Below are 16,980 nucleotides of genomic sequence, written 5' to 3'. Positions count from 1 at the left end.
ATGGAACGTAAATATGTTAAACGTACACAGAAAGACTACACCATGCAATTCAAACTTCAAGTAGTTAAGGAAATTGAACAAGGTCTTTTTACAGTCACTCAAGCCCAACGGAATTATGGTATTCAGAGCCGAAAAACAGTTGTGAATTGGCTTGATAAATATGGTAATTTTGATCATTCTTATAAAGTAATTCGTCCTATGAAAACAGCAGAACAACGTTTAATAGAACAAGAACAGGAAATTCGTCATCTAAAAAAGCAAAATGCTACTTTACAAGAAGAGCTATCTACTTTAGATAAAAAGGCTATTTTGTTTGATATGATGATTGATTTAGCAGAAAAGGAATATAAAATTCAGATACGAAAAAACTCCAAACCCAAGTAATTAGTTCATTTAGTGAACAGCATGCAACAAGTATAAGTAAAACCTGTAAATTGCTTGGGATAACTAGACGGGTGTATTATTACTCTTTATTGCGAACGAAAAAATGTAAAGAGTTGGCTCAAAAAGTAGTTGATTTAGTAAAAAAGGTTAGAGCGCAAATGCCAAGAGTTGGTACTCGTAAACTCTATCATATTTTAGAAGCTCCTTTGAAAGCCTTGAAAGTGGGACGAGATAAACTATTTTTTATTTTAAAAGCTAACCATCTTCTTATTTTACCTAAACGGAGGTATCATGTTACTACAAACTCACTTCATCGTTTCAAAAAGCATAGAAATTTGATAGCAAATTTGAAAATTGAACGAGCAGAGCAAGTTTGGGTAAGTGATATTACTTATGTTGGAACAAGGGAGAATCCGATGTATTTAGCATTGGTTACAGATGCGTATTCAAAAAAAATAGTGGGTTATGATGTTTCTAATAGTTTAGAAACAGTTGGTTGTTCAAATGCTTTGAAAATGGCATTGAAAAACAGAAACTATCCTTTACGAGAACTAATTCATCATTCAGATAGAGGGGTTCAATATTGTAGTGATGAATATCAAACTATTTTAATTAAAAACCGTGTTCGTTGTAGTATGACAGAATGCTATGACCCATACGAAAATGCTGTTGCAGAACGTGTGAATGGAATTTTAAAACAAGAGTTTTTATTGGACTCACAAATAACTTATTTGAAGTTTTTACAAAAAGTGGTAAAACAAAGTGTGGAAATTTATAATACAGAAAGACCTCATTGGTCGCTCTACATGCAAACACCACAACAAACACATCAAGAGGAAAACATTCGAATAAGAACGTATAAAAAAGAAAAATCAGACAATCTAAAGACTGCCTGATCTATATTTAATTTATCTAAAAACCTGTAACACTATTTCAGGACTAGACATTTGACTAAACTTTTCTGTTCTTAATATGCTTTTCATCCAAAACTGGATAGAAAAAACGTTATGTTTTTTTATATAAAAAATAGCAAATATGATGAGATTCAACTTTTTAGTATTGATAACTTTATTATTAACTTCCTGCTCGTCTGAGATTCAAGATAATAGTTTATCAGAGCATCTAAACAATGAAATAGGAGGAAATTGGAAGATAAAATCTGCTGAGAAAAGAGAACTTGAAGAACTAAAAGAAAAACTCATTGAACTAACTAATGATGTTGAGATGCTTACACACATGTCTAAAAGAAATTTCGATTTGGAAAATCAAACAAGAGAACTTCTAAACTTGGAGCATATACCAATAGAAGTTTTACACACTAAAACAAACTTCAAAAAAGAAATTGCACTAAACTATGAAGATTCTCCAAATAAAGACTTATTATTCCGTGCAGATAGCTCTATTAATATTTTAAAGCAACATTATTATATACGTTCTAAGTCATTAGAAGAACTTCTTATAAAAATTCAAAATTAAAATAACTATCAACCATCGTATAAATAATAAAATTAGACGATGACTTATCAGTTTGCAAATCCTCCTATCCTTTATCAAGTCTTAGACTTGTGTTTTCCAGTATTTATAAAATCAAACCTTCCTCATTCCAATCAAAAAAAGGAGTGAGGAGTTTTTTTAATCTAAGTGCAGCACAGAGCTTCAAACCTGCGTTTATATTAATGTGTACTTAAATTCAAAATATTCACAGTAAAATCATACATCAAAAAATCATGAAAAAGTATTTATTGTTTTTAATTATTGGCACTTTTCTTTTTAGTTGTTCAGATGACGATAGTGTCAAAAAAAATGAACTTATCGGAAAAACTTTTGATCATCTTTGGTTTGAAACAGAACAAGAATGTTTGGATGCACAACCTGATCCAGATTTTTTCATAAATTGCCATCAAGAAATAAGGTTTGTTGATGAAAAAAAGGCTTTCATTATGCTTACAGATATTATGTATTCTGTTGATTATACAGTTGATGATTCCAAAATAATAATTAGTGAGAATATTGTTTTTGAAATAATAAACGCTTCTTCTATAAAGGAAGTTAATGATGGTACAATATGGAATGAAAGAAAAGGTAATTCTATTTGGGATTAAAACCTTATGTATTTTGTTAGTATATGCTGATTAAAGAACAAGTACAAGATGGAATCTTGCACTAAAAAAACTTCCTTATTCCCATCAAAAAAAGGAGTAAGGGTGTTTTTTGTGTTTAAAACTATTGTCAATAGTCTGTAATTATTTGTTTTTTTGTTATTTTATTACGTAATTTGTGACTTGTTAAGAAACATTACTCCATTTATTAAACCTACAAATGAAAAATTTAAAAAAGAAATTTGGAAAACATGCTATCTCTGTAAAGAAAGCTAACACCATTATAGGTGGTCAAGACTATGTTTGGTGTTGTGGACCTGGTATCCCATGTTCTTTCAGTTTTACACAGGCATTACAGAATTGTGGCTGCCCTCCAGGAGTACTTTGTCAAAGTGCTAATATATATAGAGTTTACATATAACAATTTACATCTTAATATAACTGTTTAATAAGAAGTAAATCTCATCTGTTCATAGTGTCCCATTAAGACCTACCAATGTATTTAAGCATCACGCTTTGTAATTCCTCATTCCAATCAAAAAAAGGAGTGGGGAGTTTTTTTTGTGTTTATGAGTTGAATCCAAGAATAGAAAAGAAATAAGGAAAATAATTATACCAAATTCAGAAAGTTGCAAGAGTGTTTTTACAAAAGTCGTCTTGAAAGTAGATGAGATTTGAAAATAGATGAGAAAAAGACTTGCCTTTTCCTATAATCTAGCGTAATTTTATAATTAATCCTCAATAATAGCTTTATTTCTTGTTGAAGGTTTTTTATAAAAAAAATAAAAATTCTATGCGTTTACATCGTAATTTAGTTTTGGCTGTCATTGATTCTCTTTCCCAAATTTTCAATCAAAAAAAACAGGCTGATAAAATTGTTGCCATTACCTTAAAACAAGACAAACGTTGGGGGGCAAGAGATAGAAGTTTTGTAGCAGAAACGATTTATGAAATTGTACGCTGGAAAAGGTTGTATGCAAAACTAGCAGGAATAGAAGAAGCCTATCAAAGTGAAAATTATTCTACTCAAAATTTATTTCAATTATTTTCTATTTGGGCAGTTTTGAAGGAAATAGAACTTCCAACTTGGAACGAATTTGAAGAAATAAATTATGATAAAGAAACGATAAAAGAAGAGTATAACAAACTATCTGAAATCCGAAAATATAAAGAATCCATTCCCGATTGGTTGGATAATTTGGGAGAAAAAGAATTAGGAAATGATATTTGGACAAAAGAAATTGCTGCACTCAATAATCAAGCTCCAGTAGTTTTGCGTGTCAATACACTGAAAACAAGCGTTGCAAAACTCCAAAAACAGCTTTCAGAACAAAACATTGAAACCAAAAAAATTACTCAAAAAACGGCAACTTATCCAGAAGCAATTCAGCTTTTAGAAAGAAAAAGTATTGTCAGAAATGCCTTATACAAAGATGGTTTTTTTGAGATTCAAGATGCTTCTTCACAGCTTATTGCTTATTTTTTAGATGTGGATAGTGATAAAAACAAGTCTTTACAAATCATTGATACCTGTGCAGGTGCAGGAGGAAAGTCACTTCATATTGCTTCTCTTTTAAAAAATAAAGGACAAATAACAGCAATGGATATTTATGAAAATAAGCTGATAGAATTGAGAAAAAGAGCCAACCGTGCTGATGTTCACAATATTAAAACATATTCTATAAAAAGAGAAGGCAAAAATATTGATTATAATCAATTTAAACCATTCTATAATTCAGCTGATAGAGTTTTGATAGATGCGCCTTGTAGTGGGTTGGGGGTTTTGAGTAGAAACCCTGATGCAAAATGGAAACTTAACCTTGATTTTTTGGAAGAAATAAAACAAACACAACAAAATATCCTGCAAGAGTATTCTAAAATGACTAAAAAAGGTGGAAAGTTAGTTTATGCAACTTGCTCTATTCTGCCTTCTGAAAACCAAAATCAAGTTGAAATATTCTTGAATAGTGAAGCAGGAAAGGATTTTAAATTTATTGAAGATAAAAAAATACTTTCTCATCAGACTGGTTTTGATGGATTTTATATGGCTATTTTGGATAAAAAATAACTTGTTTTTATGACATAACCTTATTAGATTTTACCACGTAATTATATATCTAATTATATTTTCAAATTACCAATTTCATAAGATGAAAAAGAAGTTTCATATTCTATCAATCACTATCTGTCTAATAGTTTTATATAGTTGTAAACCTAATATTGAAAAGACCTCAGATGATGTAAAAGCTGCGAGTGTAGTATTTTCGCAGTTTCTTGACTCTCATCAAGTACCTTGTTCCTATAAGTGGAATGTAAAAGCATTTAAGCCTCTTGCAGGAGATAATGAGGAGTATATATTGACAATGAAAGTCTATGATTTGAAAATCTTGGATGAGAGTTTTGAGATGTATGCTAAAAGAGTAGCTAGTTTGGGTAGTCTTTTACTATATCAGTCAATAGGAGATAACTCTTCATTTACTAAGTTTGGAGTGTCGATTTTGAGCCACACAGGTAAAAAATACAAAAGGCAGTACACTCTTCAAGAATTGAAAGCTGCAAGTTTATGTTTAGAGAATGCAAGTAAATTTATGCAAACGGTAGTTAAAGATTCTGTGGATTTTTCTTACCATGATTTTCAGACGAAAGATACAAAAAGCGTTGTTGAAGAAATGTTTGAACTGAGTGAGACTAATTTGGGTAAGATAGAGACTTCTTTACCAAGCTCATTTTACTTCAAAGATGGGACAAAGTATCAACTAAGAGTTATTATGGGAGCAAAACGAAAAGACTACGATAAAATTACGCATATAACCTTTTCAATGGATACTTCAACACATAAAATAATTTATCTAAGTCTTGATGCTGAGAAAAAGTAATGGATTTTATATGGCTATTTTGGAGAAAATTTAATTAAAAAATAATGAAAGAAATCAACTTCGAAGAGTTTTGGGAAAATAGTGATTACACACTAAAAGAATATGTGTGTGTGTTCCCATCTAATGAATTAGTAGATTCTATTGAAAAAGAATTAGGTTATAAGCTGCCAAAATTCTATATCGAAATGATGAAAATTCAAAATGGAGGAACTCCTAAAAACACTTGTTTTCCTACAAATAAAGCAACATCGTGGGCAGATAATCATGTTGCCATCACAGGTATTTTAGGAATTGGAAGGCAAAAAACATATTCACTTTGTGGTGATTTGGGTAGCCAGTTTATGATTGATGAGTGGGAGTATCCGAATATAGGAGTTTGTATTTGTGATTGTCCTTCTGCTGGACACGATATGATAATGCTTGATTATCGCAAAAACGGTAAGCAAGGAGAACCTCAAGTTGTTCATGTCGACCAAGAATCAGATTATAGAATCACATTTTTAGCTGAAAATTTTGAAACATTCATAAAAGGATTAGTACATGAAAGTACTTTTGATACTTAAGAAGAATATCTAAAGGAATATCCAAAAATGATTGTATTTGGGAATAATGAAATAAATACATTTGTATGCTCCTAGTTTTGTAGAAGATTGGTGGAATAGCCGAATAGAAAGCAAAGTAATTAATACAAAATTACTAGATGGATTAAGATTTCAAAAGACTTTTGAATTAGAAATAATGGATAAAATGACACAATATAAATAAAATAAAAAAAGTTGTTAGTTGGATTTTAAAACTATACACTTTTATTTAAGCTAAATTTTTGAATTTTTACACAATACTCTTGAAAATGAAACCTCAAATCCTACAAAACATATCTCTAAAATCATATAATACGTTCGGCATAGATTGCACAGCCAAAAATTTTGTAGAAGTAAAAACAGTTGATGAATTAGTAGCCATTTTAAAGATAGTAGAACAAGAAAATTTTTCTTCTATTTTTATTTTGGGAGGAGGAAGTAATGTTCTTTTTTTGAATGATTTTGATGGATTGGTAATCAAAAATTCTATTGCAGGAATAGATAAAGTAAATGAAAACGAAGATGATATAACTCTTTATGTGGGTGCTGGCGAAAACTGGCATCAATTCGTGCTTTTTTGTTTGAAAAATAAGTATGGAGGAATAGAAAATTTATCTCTCATTCCTGGAACGGTAGGAGCTGCACCGATGCAAAATATTGGAGCGTATGGAGTAGAAATTCGTAATGTGGTAGAGCGAGTAAAAGTAATTGATAGAATAACAAAACAGCAATTTTGGATTTCGAATGCTGAATGTCAGTTTGGTTATCGTAGTAGTATTTTTAAGCATCAAGCAAAAGACAAATATATCATTCTTGGTGTAGAATTTAGATTAACTAAAAAAAATCATATTCTAAATACCTCTTATGGAGCAATTCAAGATTCTTTAAAAGAACTAAATTTAGAAGCCAATCAAATTCCTACTATTGAGCAAATCAGTAAAGCAATTATTTCTATTAGAGAATCAAAATTACCAAACCCAAAAGAAATTGGAAATGGAGGAAGTTTTTTCAAAAATCCTGAAATTCCAAGTAGTCAGTTTGAAAAATTAAAAGAAGAGTTTCCTAGCATTGTAGGTTATCCTGTTTCTGATGAAATAACAAAAGTTCCTGCTGGTTGGCTTATCGAAAGATGTGGTTGGAAAGGAAAAGTAGTCGGAAATACAGGCGCACACAAAAATCAAGCTCTCGTTTTGGTAAATTATGGCAATGCAAAAGGAGAAGAAATTTGGAATCTAGCTAAAGAAATTCAAAAATCAGTTTTTGATAAATTTGGAATTGCTATCGAAGCTGAAATTAATATTGTGGGATAAAAAATGTCTTTTTAGCCATTAATTTTTACATAAATTTTCCTCCAATAGTTAAGATTCCAACTCCAATCAAAATAATACTTATTGTAGAAACATAGCCTATATCCCAAAGAAAAACAGAAAGTCCTATTCCTGCTAAAATACATAGAAGTCCAATCACTAAGTTTGCACTCAAAAAATGACCTTTTTTCTTATTTTTATCTAACTCTTCAAGGTGTGCTACTATTTCACGTATCAATTCTTTATCCTCCGTTTCAGCTTTTAGATGCAAAATAATATCTGTGTAAGAACGGTTATATCCTTTCAACGTTAGAGCATCTTTCAAGAGCTTTTCTTTTACTATTTTCCTATCGTCAGATTTTGTATTGTTTGTTTCAGGTGTTTCCATTAAAATAAAGAGTATTGTATACAAATTTTCTAAAACTTAATTTTCTAGTTTTCCAGCTAAACCTAACATTACAAAATTAATAGAAGTCTTTGAAATTAAACCCAAAAATTTCTAATTTTTACTACTCTTTTCGTAAATACTCTTAAAGTCCTCAATGTAAGTGGGTTAAAGTTTGTTAAGTGCATTTTAAAAGAATAAGGATTGCTTTATTTTGTATAAATTCATATCAGAAACAATGGCTAAAGTGTCATTATACATCATTTAGAAAAAATTTAACTCTCAAAAAAACTTATTTGGAAATACATTTACCTCTCCTACAAATTATAAGTAGAACAAAAAAAAATACGCATACAGTTGAAATACAATAGCGAAGAGGGAATACTTATAAAAGATATAAAAATATGAAAATAGAAGGATTAGTAGGCGCAAAACAAGTACGCTATATTATTGCTCTGATGAGTTTGGCAATGTTAGGACTGATAGGATTACAGTTTTATTGGATAACTACCACTGTAACACTCAATAAATCTCGCTTCAAGCAAAATATACATCAAGTATTAGAAAAAGTAGCTGCTCGTTTGGAAAAACATGAGGCGATTTATGTTTTGAAGAGTAATGCTGACCAAATGAGTGGGCAGCTTATCTCTACATTAGATTCTATTACAAGAGCGCAAAATACAAGTTCCTCACTCACTTATGAACTTCAATTTCAAGTGAAAAATGGACTAACTTCAAGTAGCCAAAGTACTGAGCTTATCCTTCAACCGATGGCAAAATATGATATTCGTGACCCAAAAATTGCGTGGGAAGAAAACAAACGCCGAAGAATAAATAAATCTCAAATTGTATCTATTATTGCTGAAAAGTTATTTTTTCAAAATCAAGAAAAGCCCATTGGGCAACGTACCAGTCGTCCTGTCATTGATTCTATTTTGCGTGAAGAAATGCAAAATAAAGGAATTACACTAGATTATGATTTTGCAGTTTTTAATCACTCTCAAAAACAGTGGTTTTTTGCTTCTCCTTCAACCAATAGTGAGTGTTTGGTAGAAACGAATTATTGTACCAAACTTTTTCCAAATGATATGCAAAATCCAGACAATTTGTTGTGTATCTATTTTCCTACTGAATCTAAGTATTTATTAGGAAAGATGGCGATGATATTATCTTCTTCTATTATTTTTATTGGTGTCATAATTCTTTGTTTTGCTGCTGCGATTTATACAATTATTCGTCAGAAAAAAGTATCAGAAGTAACAAATGATTTTATAAATAATATGACACATGAGTTCAAAACACCGATTGCTACTATTTCACTTACTCGTGAAATTTTGCAAGACCCTAGCATTCAACAAAACCCAGAAAAAACAAATCGCTATCTAGGAGTAATTGCAGATGAAAGCAAACGACTGAGTTCGCAGGTAGAAAAAGTATTACAGGCTGCAAAACTTGATAGAAAAGACTTCAAACTCAATATAAAATCACTAGATATTCATAAGATTATAGAAAAAGTAATCCGTAACAGTGCCGTACAGGTAGAAAACCGAGGTGGACAAATTTTTACAGATTTGAAAGCAACTCAAACACTTGTGGAAGGCGACCAAGTACATATTACAAGCATTATTTCAAACTTGATAGACAATGCAAATAAATATTCGCCCAATACGCCACGTATAGAAGTACAAACACAAAATACTTCAAACGGAATTGAAATAAAATTTATTGATGAAGGACAAGGAATTCCGAAGAAAGTAGTTAACAAAATTTTTGATAAATTTTACCGAGTACCGACTGGAAATGTCCACAATGTAAAAGGATTTGGATTAGGGCTTAGTTATGTCAAATCTATGGTAGAAGCACATCACGGAACAATTAGCGTAGAAAGTGAAATTGGAAAAGGTTCTGTTTTTACAATCAAATTGCCTTTTAAACAACCTGTTTAGGACATGGGAATTAGAGAGTGGGAATTGGGAAATAGGACATGGGAATTAGGAAGTTTTCGCTTTCAATGATTTCATAAGTCCTCCTATTAGTCTGCCTATTTTTTCTACTTTTAGTAATAAATTATCTTGTGTATTTTTATCTACATAGTCTAATTCATGAGAAAGAATAATTTGTGTTTCTAATTCTCCTAAAGAACCTCTAGCAATAGATACTATCCTAATTCCCAATTTACACTCTCAAACCTAAAATCGTCATATCATCTCGTTGAGGTTCGTCATTCTTAAAGGTTTCAAATTCTTTTGTGAGTTCTAGTTTTTGGGTGGCAAATGGATAATCTTTTATTTGCTCTAAAAATTGTGTTAGTCTTTGCGTTCCATATTTTATTCTATTTGAATTATTTTGGTCTGCAAATCCATCTGTTGTAAGGTAAAGCATATCACCTGCTTGCAAATGAATAGTGTGTGTTATAAACTGTTGATTTTCTTGCTTTTGTTTTCCACCTATACTTCTGTTATTTCCTTTTGCTTTCAAAAATTGCCCTCCTTGTACATAATAAAGTGGGCGATGCGCTCCTGCAAACGTTACTTGTTTTCCTAAGTCCGTATTTTCAATGGCACAAATAGCGACTTCCATTCCATCATCATTTTTACCTTCATTTTGCTTTAAGGCGTGCTGAATTTCCAAATGCAAGACTTCTAAAATCATAGCAGGGTCGTAGATTTTACTTTGTCCGATAATTTTATTTAATAATGTCTGTCCAATCATCGACATAAATGCTCCTGGTACGCCATGTCCAGTGCAATCCACCACAGCAACAAATGTTTTGCGCTTCTTACGATAGACCCAATAAAAATCTCCTGAAACTACTTTTTGAGGTTTGTAAATAGCAAAACTATCTATAAAATATTCATTAAGTTCGGATTCAGTAGGCAAAACAGCATCTTGAATCTGACGAGCATATCGAATAGAATCCATTATCTGCATCTGTGAACGCTCAATTTCTTGTGTTTTTTCTTGGGTTTCGTGCAAACTGCTTTGTATTTTGTCCAACATCAAACCAAAATCTTTTGACAGCCATCCTATTTCATCGTTTGTGATAATTGGATTTATTTTAAAATCTTCTGAAAAATCATTTTTGATAACTTTATGAATAGACTTTGAAAGCTGCCGAACAGGCAAACTCAATTTTTTACTTATCAGATAACTTACCACCATTCCCAAAATAAAACACAAAAGAATAACTGCCCCAAGTGTATATTTTATTCTGTAAGTAATTTCTTGTGCTTGGTGTTCGCCTTCTTTATTTATTTCTGCAATAATATCAGCAATTTGATAGGCTTTTTGCTGTGTTTGATGGCGCATTCCTTCGTGAATATTTAATCCAATTTGTTTTTCATAATCTACCATATCCAAAAAAGCATATTGATACTTTCGAAGTAAATCTAGCATGTTTGTTTGACGTTCTTTGTCTTTTATGGTTTCTCTAATTTCTGCTCGTAAATCTTGAACAGCGAGCGAAAGTTTGTTGATATAATCTTCTTCTTTACGAATCATAAAATCTTTTTCATGCCTTCTAATCATCAATAGTTTTTCTCTTCTGAAAGGCAAATTGGAGTTTTCTATTTCATGAATAAACTTACGCATCTGTCCTACTTTTCCGTAATCTTTATGTCCTTTTCGTTTTGTAAGTTGCACTAATCGCTCAAAAAGCACTTCATATTCTCCAACTGCTTGCTTGAGTTTGAACAATTTTTTATCAATATCTTCATTACGTAATTCTTCTCTATTTTTTAAAGCAGTCAGATTGCGTTGAATATCATATAATTTTTTGGTACGACTATCTAAGTATTCACTTTTTCCTGTTTCAAAAAATGCTGTATTAATCGTTTCATACGTAAAAAAATCTTTTTCTATTCCACTAAGTGTCTGAATATCAATATGAAGTTGAGTAAGTAGGTCGGTAATATTTTCTATGCGTTCTCGTTTTTCATAAAACATAAAAATAGCACCAATAATAAGTGCTGTTAGAAGCAAATAAATGCTAAAATAGAGTTGTAGCTTGTTTTTTATGCCTCTAAATTTTTTAGTTGCTAGATGAGAGTTGGTAAAATTTTGATTCATTTCCTTAAAATTATAATCGTAATGTAAGCTGGTAATTGTTCCCTTATTAGGCTTTATTTCTTGACTACAAAATTACTAGGAACACACTCAAAAAACACAAAAAAAGGATTGCTAAATAATTACAGTTTTATAAATTTCAATAAACAGAAAGAAAATTTAAGCAGCTACTATAACTTTGAATATAATTATTAAAAGAATTAATATTACTTTTTAGGTTGAAAATGAACTCTGTTATTCTTGATTTAAAGTTTTGTAAATAAATTGTTACAAGCTGAAACAGAGCTTGTTTTTAGTAGAAAACAAGACTTCCAATCACAAAAAAACTCCTCATTCTAATTAAAAAGTAGAGTGAGGAGTTTGTTTATAACTGAATCTATGAATTACTTTAAAATAGCCTTTCCATCTTTATCCAAAAATAAATGTTTGCTATCTACATTATACATTCGTAGCGCATTATCACTGTCTTTTCTACTTTGATTGAGGTAAACTCTACCACTTTTTGAAATAAAATCAAGTGTATCTAACGACAAAAATGGCGAAAAAGGGATGGAATCATTTTGAGCAGGATAAATACGATATTCATTTTTAGAAGCATCACGAACTTTTCCATAATAGACCCACGTAGGCAAATGAGCAACATTTTTCAAGACAATTTTTGATACTTCCTCCTTCGTTTTTGGGTCTTTTTCTGTTACTTTTTCCATCTCCAGCCAAACAATCGCTCCATTATGACGATAACGTTTTCTTTGTCCTGAATAGAAATTTCCCATCGAATAAGCCACAATTCCACTATCTAAAGTTGCATTTGCTTGTGATTTATACTTTTTCAAAGGTTGTAAAACGTGTGGGTGTCCTCCAATGATTACATCTGCACCGAGTTCGATGGTTTTGTCAGTAATCATTTTTTGATAAGAATTTGGTTCTGGTAAATATTCTGCTCCCCAATGGTAATGAATCAAAACAATTTCTGCACCTTGTTTTCTTGCTTTCTGAATGTCTTGCCCTACTTTTGCAGTATCAATAAGTTGAAAAAGATGACTTTCAGACTCACGAAGTGTAATATTCGAAAACTGTGTATAAGCCAAGATACTGTACTTAATATCATTTTTTTCAAATACTTTTATTTCGTCTTGCGCTTTCTGTGAACGATACGAACCCAAAACACCCTCAAAATTTCTCTTATCCAATTCATCTAGAGTACGCAAAACACCATCTTTTCCTTGGTCGTAAGTATGGTTATTTACCGTTACGATAATATCAAAACCTGCATCTTTGAGTGCATCGGCATAAGCGTTTGGTGTGTTGAATTGTGGATAAGATTTATAGTTTTTTCCTTCTCCTGCCAAAACAGTTTCCAAATTACCGACCATCACATCAGCAGCCGATAAAAATGGCTTTACTCCTTCAAAAACTGGAATAAAATTATACGTGTCATTTCCTTCAAAAACGGCTTTGTACTGTGAACCATGACACATTAAGTCGCCAGTAAAAGCAAAGGTAATTTTGTTAGTATCTGGTTTTTCTGTAAAATCTTTGATAGGTTCAAAGTTGGCAATGACTTTCAAAGAATCGTCTGTACTTGCTGATACTTCATGTGCAGGAGAACACGATGAGAAATTTGATAAGATGATAACTGCTAAAATGTATATATAGAGGTGTTTCATTGGTTTCTGTTTTATTAAAAAGTAAAAACAAAATTACTAATTTATTTGTATTTTGTGAGGCATAGAACACTGATACGGTCTTTGTTTTTCGCTAAAATAGAGTTTACAAACTCTATTTTAAGTAATTGAGCATATTTAATTATAAGTTGTAGTGAATTTTACTTCTAAAGCGAAACCCATAACTAAAGTTATGGGATAGCAAGAAGCCTGTTTTACTCTTGTTTTATAAGTTTTCCCCACGATTAAAATCATGGGTTTCGTTATGTTTAATTTTGCTCAATTACTTATCAAAAAATAATCATTCTTAAACTTCTGTTACAAGTTATGGTGTCGCCTATCACTAAAATACCAATAACAATATTGATGCTTATCCTTGTTCAGAATGTGCTTTCTTAGAAACCAACGAATGAACGATGGCAAAAAGCAGAATAGAAACACTTATCCCAAAAAGATTTGCATCTAACTCATAAGGTAATTTCAAACCTTCTAGTTTCTGCATCAAAATCAAAATTAGTGTGGTTGTTCCTCCTCCAATCATTGCCACAAGTGCAGCAGCAGGACTTGGATTTTTGATAAAAAGCATTGCCAAAACAGGTACAAACAAGCCAGAAACCATAAACGCATACGAATAAAGCATCAGTTCCAAGACATTTTGCATGTGCAAGGCAAGTACAATCGCAAAAGCACCAATTACAAAAGTTAGGATTTGAGAAAGAACTAAATTACTCGCCATTTTCTTTTTAAAACGACCAATAATATCTGTCATTAGATTTCCAGAAGCAGCCATCAAACAACTATCTGCCGTCGACATAATTGCAGAAAAATAAGCTGAAAGCATCAAACCCATCAAACCAACAGGAAGCATTGTACGAAGCAAAAGAGGCAAACCCATTTCGGCATCTAATGGATTGGTTGCAGCCGTTGCCACTGTAAAACCAGCATCAGCAAAAGCTCCTTGCAAATAAGCAACTTTAGCAAACATTCCTAACAAAACACCCATAAAAGCCATAAAAGGATATTCGAAAACTCCTGCAATACGCCACGCACGAATCGCTGTTTTTTCATCTTTTGCTGCATAAATTCGTTGATACAATGTCATTCCGACAAACCAAATTGGTACAATCGTAATCAACCAATTTATGACTTGAGAAACGGTAATATTTCCAAACGAAAGCATTTCAGCAGGCAAAAACTCTCTTATTCCTTCCATTCCACCCACAAAATAATAACCCATCGGAAGTCCAATTCCGACAAGACCAGTCAAGAGAATAATCCATTGCACCGTATCAGTATAAATTACGGCTTTTATTCCACCAAAAACAGTATAAAGAACAGCCACAACGCCCATCGCCCAAACGGCTTGTTCTAAAGTAATAGCCGTCGGAAAGGTCGCAGAAGCTAGTTTTGCACCTGCCAAAATCTGACTACTAGAAAAACCTACATAACCAATAAGTGAAATAATACCTGCTGCAAGCGCAACATCTCTTGTATAATAATGCTCAACGGCTTGTGGAAAACTAAGCAATTTTTTCTTTCTAGCAATCGGATAAATTTTGGGAATCAAATAAACAGCACTCAACCAAGCACCCAAAAGACCAGTAAATAACATCCAACTTCCTGCAATTCCTATTGAAAAACCCAGTCCACCAAGTCCAATCGAAAAGCCTCCTCCTACATCTGTCGCCACTACGGAAAGTCCGATATGCCCTGCTGAAAGTCCACGTCCACCGACATAATAATCTTCATCTGATTTGTTGGTGCGATAAAAATAAAAACCAATAGCCAGCAGCGCAATAAAATAAACAATAAAAATACTAATATCTATCCAATGTAAATCCATTAAAAAACGTTTTTTTGATAATTTTGAAATAATATTATAAAATACAAAATTTCAAAGGTAACGAAAATGGAAGGGAAATGCTAGTTTTGTAAAGTTTCTAGTACAAGGCTTTGGGCATCACTCCTCCTCCTTCAAAGCCAAAATATCCTTAGCATAAAAAAAGGCTTTGGTAATAAATAAGCAAGAAATTAGTATTTTATCTCATTTAAGTACAACCAAAACCTAAAGGTTTAATTTAACTCTAAAAAAAACTTAACTTTTATTTCTGCTTTGTAGAAAGCCAATCCTTATACTCTTATACTTTTTTTCATGATTTTCTCATAAAGTTAGACTACATGGTATAGAGTATTTTGAAAAAAAGTAAGTGTTAATTTAAGTGCTTATAATTTATGATTCGCTCATCTTGGGTATATTTTTCAGGGTTAAAATCTGACTGATGGAATGAAGTAATAAAAAAATCATATACAATTTGATTCTTATGTTGGCTCATAAACTGACTATCAATACTACCTGTAACACCTACCCATCTAAATAGAGCAGAAAAATAGTTCATGTCACAGAAATTGCTATGCTCTGCCCCTCTAAACATCAGAGTTGGATAGTGTTGATTATTTTTATCTCGGAAATTACCAAAGTAACTTAATATTTTTTTCTTTGGGTTTGAGCGTGCTAAGAATAGAATATTGGCATCTGATTTTTTATCATAAAAATCTCCATAAACAGTTCCATCCATATTTATAGCTGCACGTATAGAACTATCTTTTAAGGTAGCATTGATAGCAGCGTTTCCACCAAATGAAAAACCCATTGAGCCAATTTTAGAGGTGTCAATTTTTTCAAAGAAAAAGTCACCACTTTTAATCTGTGCTTCTTTCATATAATCGATAGCTGTAATAATATCATCTGACCAAATATCAGAATACCTATTTCTTGATTCCAAATAGGGATGTTTTCTGATTGCCAACAAGCTACTATCTAGTACAGATTGCTGTTCGGCAGCGTCAATATCTGCATACAAAGTTTTAATAAGTGGTTTGTCAAGAGTATCAAATAATGGAATTGTCTTTGAATCTATTATAGTTTTTTCATTTATTGGCGCAAAAACAGCCTGATTTAGGTGTGTAATAGCCACTATAATAAATCCTTTACTTGCCAAGCTCTCAAAAAGGTCAGCATTTTCAGATGCCCAACCACCATACTGATGAGAGTAGGTAATCATAGGAAACTTACCAGTAGCAATAGGAATATTGAAATAAGCATTTGTCTTGATTTTGAGTATTTGTTTGAGTCCTACCCTTTCAAGTATAGATGGATTTTTAATTGCTTCTTTTACTGATTTTTTGCCTCCCTCAATAGATAAAGCTCTTTCTTTATTAGTTACTTCTATTGCAGGATACCATATTTTTAGATATACTGTTTTATTGCTATCCACAAATTGATGAAAGTCAGCTACTCTGTTTGTAGTAATGATTCGGTGAGTAACACCTACATTATATTTTCCTTCTGGTTTAGGTAAATCTACTTGTCTTGCTAATGAGTTAAACCCTAATATAACTAAAGCAACTAATGTAAAAAGTGTAAAGGCAGCAAGGCGTAACGTTTTTTTAATGATTTTCATATGATTAAATTAAATGAGTTTATGATTTTTATCAAACATAAACGCTTGTACTCTCTACTCCTATTTAATATGACCAATACTATAGAAACAAGCTCAAACGATATTGAGAATACTATAATCAAGGTTTAATATGAAAACCATATTGTATGATTCAAAAA

Annotated in this window: 16 protein-coding genes; 10 read left to right on the top strand and 6 right to left on the bottom strand. The window is 31.6% G+C overall.

The window, feature by feature from the left end; translation table 11 throughout:
- From ACE193_RS09100 to murB, 9 genes are all read left to right on the top strand, one after another.
- Nucleotides 1-384, top strand: a complete 384-nt coding sequence (locus ACE193_RS09100; protein ID WP_375559769.1) for a helix-turn-helix domain-containing protein — start codon at nucleotides 1-3, stop codon at nucleotides 382-384.
- Entirely contained in the window at nucleotides 384-1,280 is an 897-nt protein-coding gene (locus tag ACE193_RS09095) for an IS3 family transposase (RefSeq protein WP_375563340.1), read from the top strand. The genes ACE193_RS09100 and ACE193_RS09095 overlap by 1 nt, the downstream gene beginning before the upstream one ends.
- A 142-nt stretch (nucleotides 1,281-1,422) precedes the next feature.
- Nucleotides 1,423-1,860: a hypothetical protein gene (locus ACE193_RS09090; RefSeq protein WP_375562674.1), complete on the top strand. Its 438-nt coding sequence runs from the start codon at nucleotides 1,423-1,425 to the stop codon at nucleotides 1,858-1,860.
- Nucleotides 1,861-2,111: 251 nt separating this feature from the next.
- Nucleotides 2,112-2,486, top strand: coding sequence for a hypothetical protein (locus tag ACE193_RS09085; protein ID WP_375562673.1), 375 nt, complete (start codon nucleotides 2,112-2,114; stop codon nucleotides 2,484-2,486).
- A 790-nt stretch (nucleotides 2,487-3,276) separates the two neighbouring features.
- Nucleotides 3,277-4,551, top strand: coding sequence for an RsmB/NOP family class I SAM-dependent RNA methyltransferase (locus ACE193_RS09080; protein ID WP_375562672.1), 1,275 nt, complete (start codon nucleotides 3,277-3,279; stop codon nucleotides 4,549-4,551).
- 82 nt (nucleotides 4,552-4,633) lie between these two features.
- Nucleotides 4,634-5,359 (top strand): hypothetical protein, encoded by a 726-nt coding sequence (locus ACE193_RS09075; protein WP_375562671.1) that lies wholly within the window; start codon nucleotides 4,634-4,636, stop codon nucleotides 5,357-5,359.
- A 44-nt stretch (nucleotides 5,360-5,403) separates the two neighbouring features.
- Nucleotides 5,404-5,922 carry an SMI1/KNR4 family protein gene (locus ACE193_RS09070; protein ID WP_375562670.1) on the top strand — a complete coding sequence of 173 codons (519 nt, stop codon included), beginning with the start codon at nucleotides 5,404-5,406 and terminating at the stop codon, nucleotides 5,920-5,922.
- Nucleotides 5,923-5,983: 61 nt separating this feature from the next.
- Nucleotides 5,984-6,124 (top strand): hypothetical protein, encoded by a 141-nt coding sequence (locus tag ACE193_RS09065; RefSeq protein ID WP_375562669.1) that lies wholly within the window; start codon nucleotides 5,984-5,986, stop codon nucleotides 6,122-6,124.
- An 85-nt stretch (nucleotides 6,125-6,209) separates the two neighbouring features.
- Entirely contained in the window at nucleotides 6,210-7,250 is a 1,041-nt protein-coding gene (gene murB, locus ACE193_RS09060; protein WP_375562668.1) for a UDP-N-acetylmuramate dehydrogenase, read from the top strand.
- A 25-nt stretch (nucleotides 7,251-7,275) separates the two neighbouring features.
- Here the strand turns inward: murB and ACE193_RS09055 are convergent, their stop codons facing one another.
- Nucleotides 7,276-7,635, bottom strand: coding sequence for a hypothetical protein (locus ACE193_RS09055; RefSeq protein ID WP_375562667.1), 360 nt, complete (start codon nucleotides 7,633-7,635; stop codon nucleotides 7,276-7,278).
- 401 nt (nucleotides 7,636-8,036) lie between these two features.
- Between ACE193_RS09055 and ACE193_RS09050 the strand changes: the two genes are divergently transcribed.
- On the top strand, nucleotides 8,037-9,578 hold the full coding sequence (locus tag ACE193_RS09050; RefSeq protein ID WP_375562666.1) for a sensor histidine kinase: 1,542 nt from the start codon (nucleotides 8,037-8,039) through the stop codon (nucleotides 9,576-9,578).
- A gap of 45 nt (nucleotides 9,579-9,623) precedes the next feature.
- Here the strand turns inward: ACE193_RS09050 and ACE193_RS09045 are convergent, their stop codons facing one another.
- The 5 genes from ACE193_RS09045 to ACE193_RS09025 form a co-directional block, all read right to left on the bottom strand.
- Nucleotides 9,624-9,806 carry a four helix bundle protein gene (locus ACE193_RS09045; protein WP_375562665.1) on the bottom strand — a complete coding sequence of 61 codons (183 nt, stop codon included), beginning with the start codon at nucleotides 9,804-9,806 and terminating at the stop codon, nucleotides 9,624-9,626.
- A gap of 1 nt (nucleotide 9,807) precedes the next feature.
- Nucleotides 9,808-11,700 (bottom strand): SpoIIE family protein phosphatase, encoded by a 1,893-nt coding sequence (locus tag ACE193_RS09040; RefSeq protein WP_375562664.1) that lies wholly within the window; start codon nucleotides 11,698-11,700, stop codon nucleotides 9,808-9,810.
- A 380-nt stretch (nucleotides 11,701-12,080) separates the two neighbouring features.
- Entirely contained in the window at nucleotides 12,081-13,364 is a 1,284-nt protein-coding gene (locus tag ACE193_RS09035) for a CapA family protein (RefSeq protein ID WP_375562663.1), read from the bottom strand.
- 367 nt (nucleotides 13,365-13,731) lie between these two features.
- On the bottom strand, nucleotides 13,732-15,204 hold the full coding sequence (locus ACE193_RS09030; protein ID WP_375562662.1) for a sodium:solute symporter: 1,473 nt from the start codon (nucleotides 15,202-15,204) through the stop codon (nucleotides 13,732-13,734).
- Nucleotides 15,205-15,571: 367 nt separating this feature from the next.
- Entirely contained in the window at nucleotides 15,572-16,822 is a 1,251-nt protein-coding gene (locus ACE193_RS09025; protein ID WP_375562661.1) for a hypothetical protein, read from the bottom strand.
- Between the last annotated feature and the right edge of the window lie 158 nt (nucleotides 16,823-16,980).

The sequence above is a fragment of the Bernardetia aquimarina genome (assembly GCF_042180575.1).
In the GTDB taxonomy this organism is placed as follows: domain Bacteria; phylum Bacteroidota; class Bacteroidia; order Cytophagales; family Bernardetiaceae; genus Bernardetia.
The sequence above is the reverse complement of the archived record's forward strand: the minus strand, read 5'-3'. Positions and strand labels throughout refer to the sequence as shown.